The 13152-nt window shown below is 71.4% G+C and carries 13 protein-coding genes; 4 read left to right on the forward strand and 9 right to left on the reverse strand.

What is annotated here, in order from left to right:
* The first annotated feature begins 124 nt into the window (after nt 1-124).
* From OG867_RS10500 to OG867_RS10510, 3 genes are all read left to right on the forward strand, one after another.
* Nucleotides 125-553, forward strand: a complete 429-nt coding sequence (locus OG867_RS10500; protein WP_328902025.1) for a hypothetical protein — start codon at nt 125-127, stop codon at nt 551-553.
* Nucleotides 550-1314 carry a YqjF family protein gene (locus OG867_RS10505; protein WP_406284501.1) on the forward strand — a complete coding sequence of 255 codons (765 nt, stop codon included), beginning with the start codon at nt 550-552 and terminating at the stop codon, nt 1312-1314. The genes OG867_RS10500 and OG867_RS10505 overlap by 4 nt, the downstream gene beginning before the upstream one ends.
* 275 nt (nt 1315-1589) lie before the next feature.
* Entirely contained in the window at nt 1590-3332 is a 1743-nt protein-coding gene (locus tag OG867_RS10510) for a TlrC/CarA/OleB/SrmB family ABC-F type ribosomal protection protein (RefSeq protein WP_406284503.1), read from the forward strand.
* On the opposite strand, the gene OG867_RS10515 is transcribed toward OG867_RS10510, so the two are convergent.
* Both OG867_RS10515 and OG867_RS10520 read right to left on the reverse strand, forming a co-directional pair.
* Entirely contained in the window at nt 3270-3941 is a 672-nt protein-coding gene (locus OG867_RS10515; RefSeq protein ID WP_406284505.1) for a response regulator, read from the reverse strand. The two genes, OG867_RS10510 and OG867_RS10515, sit on opposite strands and share 63 nt — an antisense overlap.
* The gene (locus OG867_RS10520) at nt 3916-5085 is read right to left on the reverse strand and encodes a sensor histidine kinase (RefSeq protein ID WP_406284507.1); all 1170 of its coding nucleotides are present in this window, start codon (nt 5083-5085) and stop codon (nt 3916-3918) included. Before OG867_RS10520 ends, OG867_RS10515 begins: the two co-directional genes overlap by 26 nt.
* A gap of 181 nt (nt 5086-5266) precedes the next feature.
* On the opposite strand from OG867_RS10520, the gene OG867_RS10525 reads away from it, so the two are divergent.
* Nucleotides 5267-7630 (forward strand): MMPL family transporter, encoded by a 2364-nt coding sequence (locus OG867_RS10525; protein WP_406284509.1) that lies wholly within the window; start codon nt 5267-5269, stop codon nt 7628-7630.
* Here the strand turns inward: OG867_RS10525 and OG867_RS10530 are convergent.
* From OG867_RS10530 to OG867_RS10560, 7 genes are all read right to left on the reverse strand, one after another.
* Nucleotides 7534-8133, reverse strand: a complete 600-nt coding sequence (locus tag OG867_RS10530; protein WP_406284511.1) for an OmpA family protein — start codon at nt 8131-8133, stop codon at nt 7534-7536. The genes OG867_RS10525 and OG867_RS10530 overlap by 97 nt on opposite strands.
* Before the next feature lie 44 nt (nt 8134-8177).
* Nucleotides 8178-8771, reverse strand: a complete 594-nt coding sequence (locus tag OG867_RS10535) for a hypothetical protein (RefSeq protein WP_406284513.1) — start codon at nt 8769-8771, stop codon at nt 8178-8180.
* A 26-nt stretch (nt 8772-8797) separates the two neighbouring features.
* Entirely contained in the window at nt 8798-9451 is a 654-nt protein-coding gene (locus OG867_RS10540; protein WP_406284515.1) for a pilus assembly protein TadG-related protein, read from the reverse strand.
* Nucleotides 9448-9681 carry a hypothetical protein gene (locus tag OG867_RS10545; protein WP_406284518.1) on the reverse strand — a complete coding sequence of 78 codons (234 nt, stop codon included), beginning with the start codon at nt 9679-9681 and terminating at the stop codon, nt 9448-9450. The genes OG867_RS10540 and OG867_RS10545 overlap by 4 nt, the downstream gene beginning before the upstream one ends.
* Nucleotides 9682-9911: 230 nt before the next feature.
* On the reverse strand, nt 9912-10799 hold the full coding sequence (locus OG867_RS10550) for a DUF5936 domain-containing protein (protein ID WP_406284520.1): 888 nt from the start codon (nt 10797-10799) through the stop codon (nt 9912-9914).
* 20 nt (nt 10800-10819) lie between these two features.
* Nucleotides 10820-11758: a type II secretion system F family protein gene (locus OG867_RS10555; RefSeq protein WP_406284523.1), complete on the reverse strand. Its 939-nt coding sequence runs from the start codon at nt 11756-11758 to the stop codon at nt 10820-10822.
* A 31-nt stretch (nt 11759-11789) separates the two neighbouring features.
* Nucleotides 11790-13130, reverse strand: coding sequence for a CpaF family protein (locus tag OG867_RS10560; RefSeq protein WP_328902009.1), 1341 nt, complete (start codon nt 13128-13130; stop codon nt 11790-11792).
* Between the last annotated feature and the right edge of the window lie 22 nt (nt 13131-13152).

Consider the following 13152-nt stretch of genomic DNA (forward strand, 5'->3'; position numbering starts at 1 on the left):
ACGGAGCCGGGCCCGCTCCCCGCCTCTCCTCTTCTGCTCGGGTTCCCGTCCGGTACACCCGGTTCCGCACGGCAGGAGCCTTCGGCCGCCCTCGTTGTCGTACCCCGCCCTTACGCTCCCCCCCATGAGCGTCTCCCTCTACTACACCGCGCGCCGCGCGACCCCGCGGACCGGGGCGGAGTCGGCCGCCGTCACCCGTGTCGTCACCGCGCGCCAGACGACGTTCCCGTACGGGGACGAGGAGAGCCTGTACGTGTACGACCCCGGGGCGGCGGAGCCGGGGACCGTGCTCGACGGCTCCACCAAGATGCCGTTCGACCCCGGCCGGCTGCTGCCGGTGGTCGCCCATGTGCTGGGCTCGGTCACGGAGTTGCGCCGGGCGCTGCCCGACGCGGACTGGCATGTGCACATGGACGACCTGGACATCGAGTGGGATGAGGCCAAGGGCTACGAACTGCCCGGCATGCGCGACCCGGACCTCGTCGCGGAGCTTGCCGCAGGACCGGATGCCGTGGGGAACGCGCCGGACGGCCGTGCCACGCTTGGCCCGTGACGACGCCCTCGCCCGTGACACCCGACGCCCCCGACATCCTGCGCCGCCCGCTGCTCACTCAGCAGTGGCTCGACCTCTGCTTCGTCCACTGGGCCGTGGAGCCCGAGGCGGTGGCGGGGCTGCTGCCCGCGGGGACGGTGCCCGACACGTTCGACGGGGCCACGTACGTCGGTCTGGTGGCCTTCCGGATGCACCGGGTGGGGTGGCTGGGGCTGCCCGGTGTGCCGTATCTCGGCTCGTTCCCCGAGACGAACGTCCGTCTGTACTCGGTGGACGAGCGGGGTCGGCGCGGGGTCGTCTTCCGCTCGCTGGACGCGTCCCGGCTGGTCCCCGCGGCGATGGGCCGGCTGGGCTTCCACCTGCCGTACGTGTGGTCCCGGATGCGGGTGGAGGCGACCGGGGGCACGATCGGCTACACCAGCTCGCGCCGCGTACCCGGCCCTCGCGGCGCGTACAGCCGCGTCACCGTGCGTCCCGGCGAACGCATACACCGGCCAACGGAGTTGGAACACTTCCTCACCGCGCGATGGGGCCTGCACCAGTCCCTCCTCGGCCGCACCGCCTACCTGCGCAACGACCACCCCCGCTGGCCCCTGCACCGCGCGGACCTGCTCCTCTGCGAGGAGAACCTGATCGAGGCGGCGGGCCTGCCGGCTCCGGGCGAGGCCCCCATCAGCGTGCTGTACTCCCCCGGCGTGCCGGTCCGTCTGGGCGTCGTACGCGACCCTCGGCAGCGACTGCCACGTCCCCGCCGACCGTGAACGCCGGAAGTGATCGGTGATCGGCCGAAAACCGCTTGCCGATGTCCTTGCCCCCGCCTACCTTGGTGGGTATGGGTTCTCTGTGATACTCCCCCTGCGCCTGCGTTGAGCTCGGCTCCGCAGTAGCGCATTCTCCTGCGCATCCGCACTCTCACGCCTCAGCGGCTCCGTGACGCCTGCCTCCCGGCACGCGGCCCCGGTGTGCCGTCGGCGTGCGCGGACGCGCCCCGACCACCGCGCATCGATCGGCACGGGCCGAGAATCAGGGGCTTCTCTTGCACACCGGACAACTCACACTTCAGAACGTCACCCGCCGCTACGACGACCGCGTCGTGCTGGACGACGTCAGCTTCACCGTCAGGCCCGGCGAGCGGGCCGGCATCATCGGCGACAACGGGACCGGCAAGTCCACGCTGCTCCGGCTGGTCGCCGGGCTCGACCGGCCCGACAACGGGGAGCTGACCGTCGTCGCGCCCGGCGGCACGGGCTACCTCGCCCAGTCGCTCGACCTGCCCGCCGGGGCCACCGTCCAGGACGCGGTGGACGCGGCGCTCGCCGGGCTGCGGGAGCTGGAGGCCCGGATGCGCCGGGCCGAGGCCGGGCTCGCGGGCCTGGCGGGCGCGGAGCTGACCGCCGCGCTGGAGGCGTACGCGCTGCTGGTCGCGCGGTACGAGGCGCGCGCCGGTTACGAGGCCGACGCGCGGGTGGACATCGCCCTGCACGGTCTCGGGCTGCCCGGCCTGGGCCGGGACCGGCCGCTGTCCACCCTGTCGGGCGGCGAGCGGTCGCGGCTGGCGCTGGCGGGGACGCTGGCTTCCCGGCCGGAGCTGCTGCTGCTGGACGAGCCGACCAACGACCTGGACGACCGGGCGGTGGACTGGCTGGAGAACCACCTGCGGGCGCACCGGGGCACCGTGCTCGCGGTGACGCACGACCGGGTGTTCCTGGAACGGGTCACCACGACGATCCTGGAGGTCGGCGAGGGCCGGGTCACCCGGTACGGGGACGGCTACGAGGGCTACCTCGCCGCGAAGGCCGCGGATCGCCGGCGCCGGCTGCGGGAGTACGCGGAGTGGTGCGCCGAGCTGGCCCGCAACCGCGAGCTGGCCGCGTCCAACGTGGCCCGGCTGGACGCGATCCCGCGCAAGGTGCCGCTCACCGTGTTCGGGCACGGCGGCTTCCGGGCGCGGGGGCGGGGGCACGGGGCGATGGTCCGCATCCGCAACGCGAAGGAACGCGTCGAGCGGCTCACGGAGCGGCCGGTCGCACCGCCGCCGGATCCGCTGGTGTTCGCCGCCCGGGTGACCACCGCGGAGGCGTCCGCCCCCCGGGTCGCGGCGGAGCTGGCCGGGATCCGCGTCGGCCGGCGCCTCTTTGTGCCCGCGCTGCGGATCGGGGGCGCGGAACGGCTGCTGGTCACGGGGGCGAACGGGGCCGGCAAGTCGACGCTGATGCGGGTGCTCGCGGGTGAGCTGCGGCCGGACGCGGGGACCGTGCGGACGCGGGGGCGGGTCGGGTACCTGCGCCAGGAGGAAACACCGTGGCCGGCCGGTCTGACGCTCCCTGAGGCTTACGCCCACGGGCGCGGCGGGGACCTCGACGCGCACACGGAACACCTGCTGTCGCTGGGCCTGTTCAGCCCGGCGGACCTGCGCCTCCGGGTCGGCGAGCTGTCCTACGGGCAGCGGCGCCGGATCGAACTGGCCCGCCTGGTCGGCGAACCCGTCGACCTGCTCCTGCTGGACGAGCCGACGAACCACCTCTCCCCGGCGCTGGTGGAGGAGCTGGAGGGCGCCCTGACCGGGTTCGGGGGTGCGGTGGTCGTCGTCACGCACGACCGGCGGCTGCGGGACCGCTTCCGCGGGAGGCGGCTGGAACTGGACGGTGGGCGGGTGGCGGAGATGCCCCCGCGCGGCGGCGGCCCGGGTGCCGCCGCCGCGCGGTGCGGTGTGGTCTCAGTCGGCCGGCGCACCGGGGACGACCAGGCCGTACTCGTAGGCCATGACGACCACCTGTGATCTGTCCCGCGCACCGAGTTTGGCCATGATCCGGCTGACGTGCGTCTTCGCCGTCAGCGGGGAGACCACCAGTTGCGCGGCGATCTCGCCGTTGGTGCGGCCGGCGGCGATCAGCCGCATCACCTCGCGCTCACGGCCGGTCAGGACGTCGAGGCGTCGGTCGGGCGTCCGGGAGCGTTCCGGGCGCTCGGCGAACTCGGCGATGAGGCGCCGGGTGACGGACGGGCTGATGAGGGCGTCACCGCGGGCGGCGACGCGTACCGCATGGAGGAGTTCGGCCGGTTCGGTGTCCTTGAGCAGGAAGCCCGTGGCGCCGGAGCGCAGCGCCCCGTAGACGTACTCGTCGAGGTCGAAGGTCGTCAGCATCACCACCTTCACGTCCGCCAGCCGCTCGTCGGCGGCGATGCGGCGGGCGGCTTCGAGGCCGTCCGTGCCGGGCATGCGGATGTCCATCAGCACCACGTCGGGCAGCAGTTCGCGGCAGGCCACGAGGGCGGCGCGTCCGTCGGCCGCCTCGGCCACCACGTGCAGGTCGTCCTCGTCGTCGAGGATGCCGCGGATTCCCGCGCGCACGAGGCGCTGGTCATCCGCCAGCAGGATCCTGATCATGTACTGCTCCGCCGGTCGTCGCGTGCTGGTCCGGGAACGGTAGCCGGGCCCGGACCGTGAACCCGCCCGCGGCACCGGCCCCGGCCCGGAGTGTTCCGCCCAGGGCTCGCGCCCGTTCCGTCATGCCGGTGATCCCGTTGCCGTGTCCGGCACGGACCGGGCCGCGGCCGTCGTCGGTGACGGTGAGCGTCAGTTCCCGCTCGCCGTGCCGGAGGGCGACGACGACGTGCCGGGCGCCGCTGTGCCGGACGGCGTTGGTCAGCGATTCCTGCACGATGCGGTAGGCGGCGAGGTCCACCGCGGTGGGCAGCGGGGCGCGGACCCCGCCGCGTTCGACGCGTACGTCCAGACCCGCCCGGGTCGCCGACGAGACCAGTTCGTCCAGCCGGGAGAGACCCGGTGAGGGGGAGGTCGGGGCCTCTTCGTCGGCCTGTCGCAGGACGCCCAGTGTGGCGCGCAGTTCCCGCAGGCCCTCCTTGCTGCTCTGCTTGACGGCGGCCAGTGCCTCTTCCGCCAGGGCGGGGTTCCTCCCCATGCGGTGCAGGGCCGAGGATGCCTGTACGTGGATCACCGACATGGTGTGGCCGATGACGTCGTGCACCTCGCGGGCGATGCGCAGGCGCTCCTCCGTGGCGCGCAGTCTCGCCTGCTCCTCGGCGTACGCGAGCCGGCCGTGGCGCATCGCGCCCAGGGCCACCACGGCGACCAGCCAGCCGGTCAGCATGAAGACCGCCGTGCCGGTGACGTCTCCGGTGCCGGCGAGCGCGCCCGCGCCCACGCCGATGACCATCACCGCCGCCATGGCGGCCGACACCTTGATACGGCCCTGGGCCGCCAGCGCGTAGAGCGCGGCGACGGGGACCACCACCAGGGGGCCGTCGACCGTGCTCAGCAGGTAGTAGGCCCCCGTGCAGAGCGCCGTCCACCATCCCACCGCCACCGGGTGGCGGTGGTGCAGCGGCCATGCCGCGCACACCGCGACGGCCAGCGCCCACGAGCCGGCCACCGAGGCGGCCACTTCCCCGTCCGCACCGAGGCGCTGCCCCTCGGCCACCCCCGTCAGCACCAGCACGAACCCGGCGAGGGCGAGGTCCGCACGCGGCCCGGTGGGCAGGCGGAGGCGGGTGGGATCGAGGCGCGGCACCGCATCATTCTGCCCGGAGCGGGGCGCCACCTGGTGCGTTCTGCACCGTTTTGTTCCTACAGTGCCTGCCGGAGGAGTACGCGGCGGACCGCGCGTACATCCACGGGTGTACGTACTCCGCGGCTCACTGTCGGCCGTGGGGCGACGCGCCCGGCCGCGGGGGCCGAGCACGATCGAAGGCATGCACACGTCCTCCCCCCGCGGCTCCGCCGCTCCCCTCGCCCCGCCCCCGTCTCCGTCCGGCGCCTCCGGGCCGGTCGGCCGGTTCGGCGCGCTGGCCGGCTGGGCCCAGCGCCACCGCTGGACCGCCATCGCGCTCTGGGTGGCCGTTCTGGCCGCCATCACTCTGGGCTCCGTCGCGGCCGGCTCCGCGTACCGGAACGACTTCACGCTGCCGGGCACCGACTCCCAGACGGCCACCGACCTGTTCCGGGAGCACGGCAGCGACCGGGCGGGCGACAGCATCGAGATCGTCTTCGAGGACCCTGCGGGCGTCCGGAACGCCGAGGGCGCGATCGTGCCGATGCTGGCCGAGGTGAAGCGGATGGCCGGGGTGGCCGAAGTGGGCAGCCCCTTCGCCGACTCCTCGGCGGTGTCCCGGGACGGCACGATCGCCTATGCGTCCGTCACGCTGGACGGCAAGGCCGAGGAGGTTCCCAGAGAGAACGTCGCCGAGGTCATCGAGGTCGCGCGGAGCATCGCCACCGGGCACCTCCGGGTCGAGGTGGGGGGCGAGGCCGCGCGGAACGCGGAGGACCAGGCGCCACCGACCGCCGAACTCGCCGGAGTCGTGGCGGCGCTGGTCATCCTGGTGCTGCTGTTCGGCTCGCTGCTCGCGGCCGCGTTGCCGCTGCTCACCGCACTGTTCGCGGTCGGCGGCGCCGTCGGGCTGATCGCGCTGGCCTCGCATCTGTTCACCGTCGCCGACTTCACTCCGCCGATCCTCATGCTCGTCGGCCTGGGCGTCGGCGTCGACTACGCCCTGCTGATCTTCTACCGCTACCGGCACGAACTCCTGGCGGGGGCCGAGCCGGCGGAGGCCGGTCGCCGCGCCCTCGACTCCGCCGGGCGCACGGTCTTCTTCGCCGGGTGCACGGTCATCGTGGCCCTGCTCGGCCTGGTGGCCCTCGGGCTCGGCTCGTTGCAGGGCATCGCCCTCGCGGTCGCCGTCACCGTCCTGGTCACCATGGCCGCCTCGCTGGTCCTGCTGCCCGCGCTCCTCGCCCTGGCCGGCGAACGCATCCACCGCCAGGTGCTCGGGCAGCAGGCCAGGGCCGCGCGGAAGGGCAGGGTGGAGGGCAACCGCTGGCGGGCGATGGCGCGTGCGGTGCAGCGCCGCCCGGTTCCGACCCTGCTGGCCGGAGTCATCGCGCTCCTGGCGCTGTCCGCGCCGGCCCTCGGGATGCGGCTGGGGTTCGCGGACTCCGGCAACGATCCCTCCGGCAGCACGTCCCGGCACGCGTACGACCTGCTGGCCGAGGGGTTCGGTCCCGGCTTCAACGGCCCGCTGATCGTCCTGGTCAAGGGTGACCAGGCAGCGGGCCGGGCCGTCCGGGCCGAGCTCGCCGCCACCGAGGGTGTCGCCGGAGCGAGCCCGGCGATGCCTTCCGAGGACGGCGCCCTGTCCACCGTGTTCGTGTACCCGACGACCGCTCCGCAGGCCGAGGGGACCGTGGACCTCCTCCACCGCCTGCGTGAGGACGTGGCCCCGCCGCTGGAACACAGCACCGGGGCCGACGTGCTGGTGGGGGGCGCGACCGCCGCCTCCCAGGACGTCTCCGAGACGCTCGCCGACCGGCTCCCGCTGTTCGTCGCCGTCGTGGTCGGTGTCTCCTCGCTCCTGCTCCTGCTGGTCTTCCGGTCCGTCTGGATTCCCGTCAAGGCCGCCGCCCTGAACCTGCTGTCCATCTCCGCCGCGCTCGGCGTGATCACGCTGGTCTTCCAGAACGGCTGGTTCGACGTCCAGCCGGGGCCCGTCGAAGCGTTCATCCCCGCGCTGATCTTCGCCATCGTCTTCGGGCTGTCGATGGACTACGAGGTCTTCCTCGTCTCCCGCATCCACGAGGAGTGGGTACGGACCGGAGACGCCGCGCGCTCCGTCAGGGAGGGACTGGCCTCCACCGGCAAGGTCATCACGGCTGCGGCGGCCATCATGATGTTCGTCTTCGGGGCCTTCGTCCTCAGCACGGACCGCATGCTCCAGCAGTTCGGGCTCGGGCTGGCCGTCGCCATCCTGCTCGACGCGGTGGTCATCCGCTGCCTGATCGTGCCCGCCGCCATGCAGTTGCTCGGGGAGCGGGCGTGGTGGCTGCCGGGGCCGCTGGCCCGGAGGCTGCCCAGGGTGTCCATCGAGGGGGGCGGGGAGCGGGGGGGCGCACGGGGAGCGGTGAGCCGGGGCCGCGCGGCGGCGGGTCCGGGGCTGCCGGGGGCCGTCGCCGCGCGGTGCGGTCAGCTCTGCGAGCCTGATTCCCCGCGCTGGAAGGAGACCTCCACGCGGCGGTTCTTCCGGCGCCCGTCCTCGTCGTCGTTGCTGGCGATCGGGTAGTCCTCGCCGTAGCCCCGGATCTCGAACGTGATCCCGGAGCCGCCGAGCGCCTCGTCCAGCACGTTGTGGACGGCCTCGGCACGCTTCTTGGACAGCACGTCACCGTGCTCGGAGGAGCCGAGGTCGTCGGTGAACCCGAAGACCCTGACCTTCTTGGCGTCCTGCCGCTTGATCTCCTCGGCGATGGCGTTGATCCGCCCCTCGGCCTCACCGCTGAGCTTGGCGCTGTCCTTGCCGAAGAGCACTTCCGCCTGGAGGGCGAACTTGATGTCGGCGTTGGTGTCCTCGCGGCGCTCCTCGCCGCCGAGGTCCTCGATGACGGACTTGATGTCGAGGACTTTGGGCGGGGCGAGGGTGGCGCCGTCCGGGAGCTTCAGGTCGGAGTCCTTGGAATCGACCTGTACCGGTGGCTCCGCCGATGCCGACGGGTAAGGGCTGTCGTCGGCGACCGCCTGGCTGGCTTCGGTTGCTACGAATGCCAACGCCACTGCGAACGCGGTCATGACGACACGTGTCCTTGCCCCCTTCGCGGCGTCGGTGTCGGCACTCATCCGGAGATCTCAATCGTCGCGTTCGGGAACCCCGGGAACTGGAGATCAACCTTGTTGGTCGTGCTGGGCGGGGACGGGAACTGGGCGAAGAAGTTCAGGCTCTGTCCCGGGTCGATGCTCGACGTGTAGTTACTCGTGGTGAGCGGCCGGTTGTCCGTATCCCGCAGCACGTAGTAACGCTTCTTGCCGACCGAGTCCACAAGCGTCATGCCAGCCAGTGAAGGGCCTGTATCGGTGACCGCTTCCTCCTGCCCGCTCCATTCGAGAGGCGTGGTGAACCCTTCTCCGCCGGTGTTCTTGAAGTCGCCGCTGACGGTCAGGAAGCCGCCGCTGTCCCGCTTGGCCGAGTACACGATCATCTCGACACCTTTGTCGTTCTTGAGGGTCGCGAGCGTCTTGCTGCGGTCGGGAAGCGTCTCGCTCTGTGCCCCCTGTTTGCCCTGACCCTTTCCTGCGTCAAACGAGGCTGCGGGCTCCTTGCCCGCTTCCTTGTCGTCGCCACCACACGCTGCCGTTGAGAACAGCAGAGACGAGGCCAGGAGTACGACCGCCCCAGCCCGGCGTACTTTCCCCACGTGCCGGAAGTTCATTCGGGATCCTTTGCATCCATTCGTGGTCAGTTCTCGGCCAAGCGCACGGAGAAGAGGTCGGCCATCTCAGGCATGAGCGTCAGATCTTCGGAGTCGACCACCCAGTCCAGGCCCCCATCACAACGGACCTTGCCAACCGGCGTGGCTGTCGCCTCCGCGTCCGGATCTGCTCCCGTGTCCGGAGAGCTCGCCGGGTCGGGTGTGCTGTTCGGCTCCGCGGTGAACGTGCAGCGGGGTTCGACCACGGCCACGGCTGCAGCTTCCGCCTTCTTTCCCTCGGTGCCCGGCACGGTGTCCGTGCTTATGCCCTTGTTGGACTGCAGGCGGACCTCATAGCCCCATCGGCCGTCGGCCAGTGGCTGACAACGGACGACGCTCGCCTTGTTCAGCGCAGCGAAGGAGGACGCCCTCCAGCAGGCGTTGTCCGACCCTCCCAGGAAGGACGGGCTGAACACCGACTCAAAATAATCCGGGTCCGCGAGGTGCGCCTTGAGATCGGGTTCGAGCAGGCTGCGCGATTCCTTGGCCGCTGCCAGCGCTGCCGCATCGGCTGCACCCTGCACACCATTTCGCTGAATATCGGCTTCGCCGAATGCGAAGAAGATCAAGGCAAGGAAGAGCAGGCCCACCACCGCTGTGATGTACAGCGGTGCGGCCTGCCCCGAGTCCTCTGGCGTCACTTGCCCAGGACCTTGTTGATCTTATCCTTGAATTTGTTTCCGATGGTGGTGCCCATCTTGGTATTGATCAGAGCGATCACGATCGCCACCACCAGAATCGTGATGCCGACGTACTCGATCGCCCCCTGCCCCCTGTCCTTCCGGCGCGTCATGCGGTCCACGGTGGTGTGCGCCCAGTGGTTCACATAAGTCTGCGTCCGCACCGCCGCCCTGAGCGCGATGTCCTTCATGGCGATGTCCCCCTCCAGGTTCGACCGACCGGGAATCGGTCGACGTTGGTCCGTAAGTCCGTGTGTCGCGGGCAAAGTACGTCGGTGCAGTGGCCTTCGTCGTGGGCTGCCGGGCCCATTCCCACTTCGGGGGCTCGTCAGACGTATCGCTTTCGGCCATGCCGTCCCTCCCGCCCCCCACAGCTCCGAATGTCCCACAAACGGCCCTCTGCGGAGGGCACTTTGCGGGCTCAGCTGCCGAAGATCTCATTGATGTTCACGTTCGCCGCGTAGTAGAAGCCGACCGCGATCAGGATGATCGTGCCCGGGAGCATGAAGCTCGTGACGATCAGCGTGGCCTTGGGGACCGCCTTGGCGGCCTTGCGGCGGGCGTTCTGGGCGTCCGTGCGGCGCATGTCGTTGGCGATCTGGATCAGGGTGTCGACGATGGGGGCGCCCAGCTCCTCGCCCTGCTGGAGGGCGGAGACGAACATCGAGACCTGTTCGGACTCGTTGCGGCGGCGGAGCTGGTCGAAGGCGTCGCGTCTGCTGACGCCCATGTCCATCTGGCGCAGGGTGATGCGGAGCTCGTCGGACCACGGCCCGGTGTACTTCTCCGAGACCCGCTCCAGCGCCTGCCGGAAGCCGAGACCGGCCGAGACGACGACCGCGAGGACGTCCAGGAAGTCGGGCAGGGTGCGCTCGATGTCGTCCTTGCGTCGGGCGATGGCCGCCCGGATGATCACGTCCGTCCAGAACAGGCCGTAGACGAGCAGGATGACGGCCAGGACCACCTGCCCGTTCATCAGCATCGCCAGGGCGGCCAGGATGCCGAGCCCGCCGAAGACCGCGCGCCGGGCGGCGTAACGGTCGACGGTCAGGCCGCGCGGGTTGCCCGCCATGTCGAGCTTCCGGCGGATCCGGTCGACGCTCCTGGGGCCCATCAGCGACAGGACCCGGGGCGCGTACCGCATGCCGACGCGGTCGATGGCCGAACCGGCGGCGCTGGTGCGGCTGGCGCCGACCTCCAGGGCGAGGGCCAGGTCGCCGGGGAGCTTGGCGTCCGCGCGGTACATGCGGATGCCCTGGAAGGCGCCGAGGACGGCGAGTCCCATGACGGCGGCGAGCAGGATCTCCATGTGCGTCTCCTCTCCGGCCGTCAGATGCGGACGCGGGTCAGGCGGTTGATCAGGAAGAAGCCGAGGCCGTAGAGCCCGGCGGCGACGACGATCGCGATGCGGCCGGGGGCCGCGGCGGCCATGTCGTCCAGCGCGCCGCCCCTCATGGTGTTGATGAGGAGCAGGAAGAGCAGCCCGAGGACGGGGACGGCGACGGCGGTGACCTTCACCTGCGAGAGGAGGGTGGTGACCTCGCGCCGGGTCTCCTTGCGCTCCTCCAGCGTGTTGGTGAGGTTGCGCAGCGAGGAGACGATGGTGCCGCCCGCCCGGTTGGACAGGATGAGCGTCGAGACGAGGACGGTCAGCTCGCGGGAGGGCAGCCGTTCCACGAGTTCGTTGAGGGCGTCGTCCAGGGAGTGCCCGATGGCCAGGCGGTCGGCGACGCGCCGCAGTTCCTCGTGGGCGGGGTCGTCCAGCTCCTCGACGGCCATGGAGATCGCGGTGCGCAGGGCGAGTCCGGCCTGGGTGGCGTTGGCGAGGACGCGGGTGAGTTCGGGGAGCTGGCTGATGAACGCCTCGGTGCGTTTGGCGCGCTGCCAGTTGAGGAAGGCATTGCCGCCCCAGGCGCCGATGAGGACGGCGAGGAGCCCGAAGAACGGGGCGAAGACGGCCGCGGTGACGAAGTAGAGCCCGAGCAGGGCGGCGACGACGTACACCGCGTACTCGCCGGGCGTGAGGTCGAGGCCGGTGACCGCGAGCTTCCGCTCGATGCGCTTGCCGAGGCCGGTCCGCCGCAGCCTGCGGTCGACGGACCGGAAGCGCCGGGCGCGCCCCTCGATCGCCGGGGGGCCGGTCCGGGACAGGCGGTCGATGAGCGCCCGCTGCTGTTCCCTGCCGGAGGCGAGGACATGCAGGCCGACGACGGCGAGCACACAGGCGAGCAGGGTCACGCCGACCGTCAGGAGCGGCAGGTTGTCCATGTCGGGAAGCGCCTTCCGAGGGGTGAGAGGGTCAGGCCGTCGGCGTACGGGTCAGCAGCTGCTCGTCCGTATGGGCGACCCCGAACGCCGGCGGGACGGTCTCGTTCGCCATGTAGAAACGGTCCGCGACCCGGCGGGGCACGGGGGAGTACGCGAACTGCCCGTACACGCGCCCGTCCGCCGCCATCGGGAGGGCGTCGAAGCGGCAGACGGAGACGATGCGGTAGTCCTCGCGGCCGTACGAGTCCACGACGGCGATCTCCGTGACACGACGGGCGCCGTCGCCGTGCCGGGTCAGCTGGATGATGACGTCGACGGCGCTGTTGATCTGGTCGTGGATCGCGGCGAACGGGATCTCGACCTCGGACATGGAGCTGAGGGTCTGGAGCCGCATCAGCGCGTCCTCCGCGCTGTTGGCGTGGACGGTGGCGAGGGAGCCGTCGTGGCCGGTGGACATGGCCTGGAGCATGTCGAGGGTCTCGCCGCCCCTGACCTCGCCGACGATGATGCGGTCGGGCCGCATGCGCAGGGAGTTGCGGACGAGGTCGCGGATGGTGACCCGGCCCTTGCCCTCGACGTTCGGCGGGCGGCTCTCCAGCGTGATGACGTGGGACTGCTGGAGCCGGAGCTCGGCGGAGTCCTCGATGGTGACGATGCGCTCGCCGTCGGGGATCAGCCCGGAGAGCGCGTTGAGCAGGGTGGTCTTGCCGGTGCCGGTGGCGCCGGAGACGATCACGTTGAACTTGGCGCGGACGAACCCGGCGAGCAGGAGCAGCATGTGCTCGTCCAGCGAGCCGAGCGCGATCATCTCCTGGAGCGTGAAGGCGCGGGGGAAGCGCCGGATGGTGAGGATCGGGCCCGACAGGGAGAGCGGCGGGATGACCACGTTGACGCGCTCGCCGGAGGGGAGCCGGGCGTCGACCATCGGATTCGACTCGTCCACCCGGCGGTTGACCGTGGAGACGATGCGCTCGATGGTCTGCATCAGCTGTTCGTGGGAGGAGAAGCGCATCGGCAGGAGTTCGAGGCGGCCGCCGCGCTCCACGTAGACCTGTTCGGGGCCGTTGACCATGATCTCGCTGATGGAGGCGTCCTCCAGGAGCGGTTCGAGGATGCCGAGGCCCAGCGCCTCGTCCACGACCCGGCGGATGAGCTGGGAGCGCTCCACGGAGGACAGGACGGGGCCCTCGCGGCTGATGATGTGGCCGAGGACGCGTTCGAGCCGGGCTCTGCGGTCGGCCGCCGGGAGGGCGGACATCTCGGCGAGGTCGATCTCCTCCAGCAGTTTGGCGCGGTAGGCGCCGACGAGCCGGCTCTCCTCGCTCATCCCGTTGGCGGGTTCGGGGCTGGTGATGCGCGCCCGCAGGCTCATGTGCTCAACTCCTTCGAAACTC

Origin of the sequence: Streptomyces sp. NBC_00209 (assembly GCF_045206345.1) — a bacterium.
In the GTDB taxonomy this organism is placed as follows: domain Bacteria; phylum Actinomycetota; class Actinomycetes; order Streptomycetales; family Streptomycetaceae; genus Streptomyces.

Excerpts from the sequence above, each read along its gene's own strand:
- OG867_RS10500 (WP_328902025.1), top strand. The coding sequence starts at position 125 with ATGAGCGTCTCCCTCTACTACACCGCGCGCCGCGCGACCCCGCGGACC.
- OG867_RS10515 (WP_406284505.1), bottom strand. The coding sequence starts at position 3,941 with ATGATCAGGATCCTGCTGGCGGATGACCAGCGCCTCGTGCGCGCGGGA.
- OG867_RS10525 (WP_406284509.1), top strand. The coding sequence starts at position 5,267 with ATGCACACGTCCTCCCCCCGCGGCTCCGCCGCTCCCCTCGCCCCGCCC.
- OG867_RS10530 (WP_406284511.1), bottom strand. The coding sequence starts at position 8,133 with ATGACCGCGTTCGCAGTGGCGTTGGCATTCGTAGCAACCGAAGCCAGC.
- OG867_RS10535 (WP_406284513.1), bottom strand. The coding sequence starts at position 8,771 with ATGAACTTCCGGCACGTGGGGAAAGTACGCCGGGCTGGGGCGGTCGTA.
- OG867_RS10545 (WP_406284518.1), bottom strand. The coding sequence starts at position 9,681 with ATGAAGGACATCGCGCTCAGGGCGGCGGTGCGGACGCAGACTTATGTG.
- OG867_RS10550 (WP_406284520.1), bottom strand. The coding sequence starts at position 10,799 with ATGGAGATCCTGCTCGCCGCCGTCATGGGACTCGCCGTCCTCGGCGCC.
- OG867_RS10555 (WP_406284523.1), bottom strand. The coding sequence starts at position 11,758 with ATGGACAACCTGCCGCTCCTGACGGTCGGCGTGACCCTGCTCGCCTGT.
- OG867_RS10560 (WP_328902009.1), bottom strand. The coding sequence starts at position 13,130 with ATGAGCCTGCGGGCGCGCATCACCAGCCCCGAACCCGCCAACGGGATG.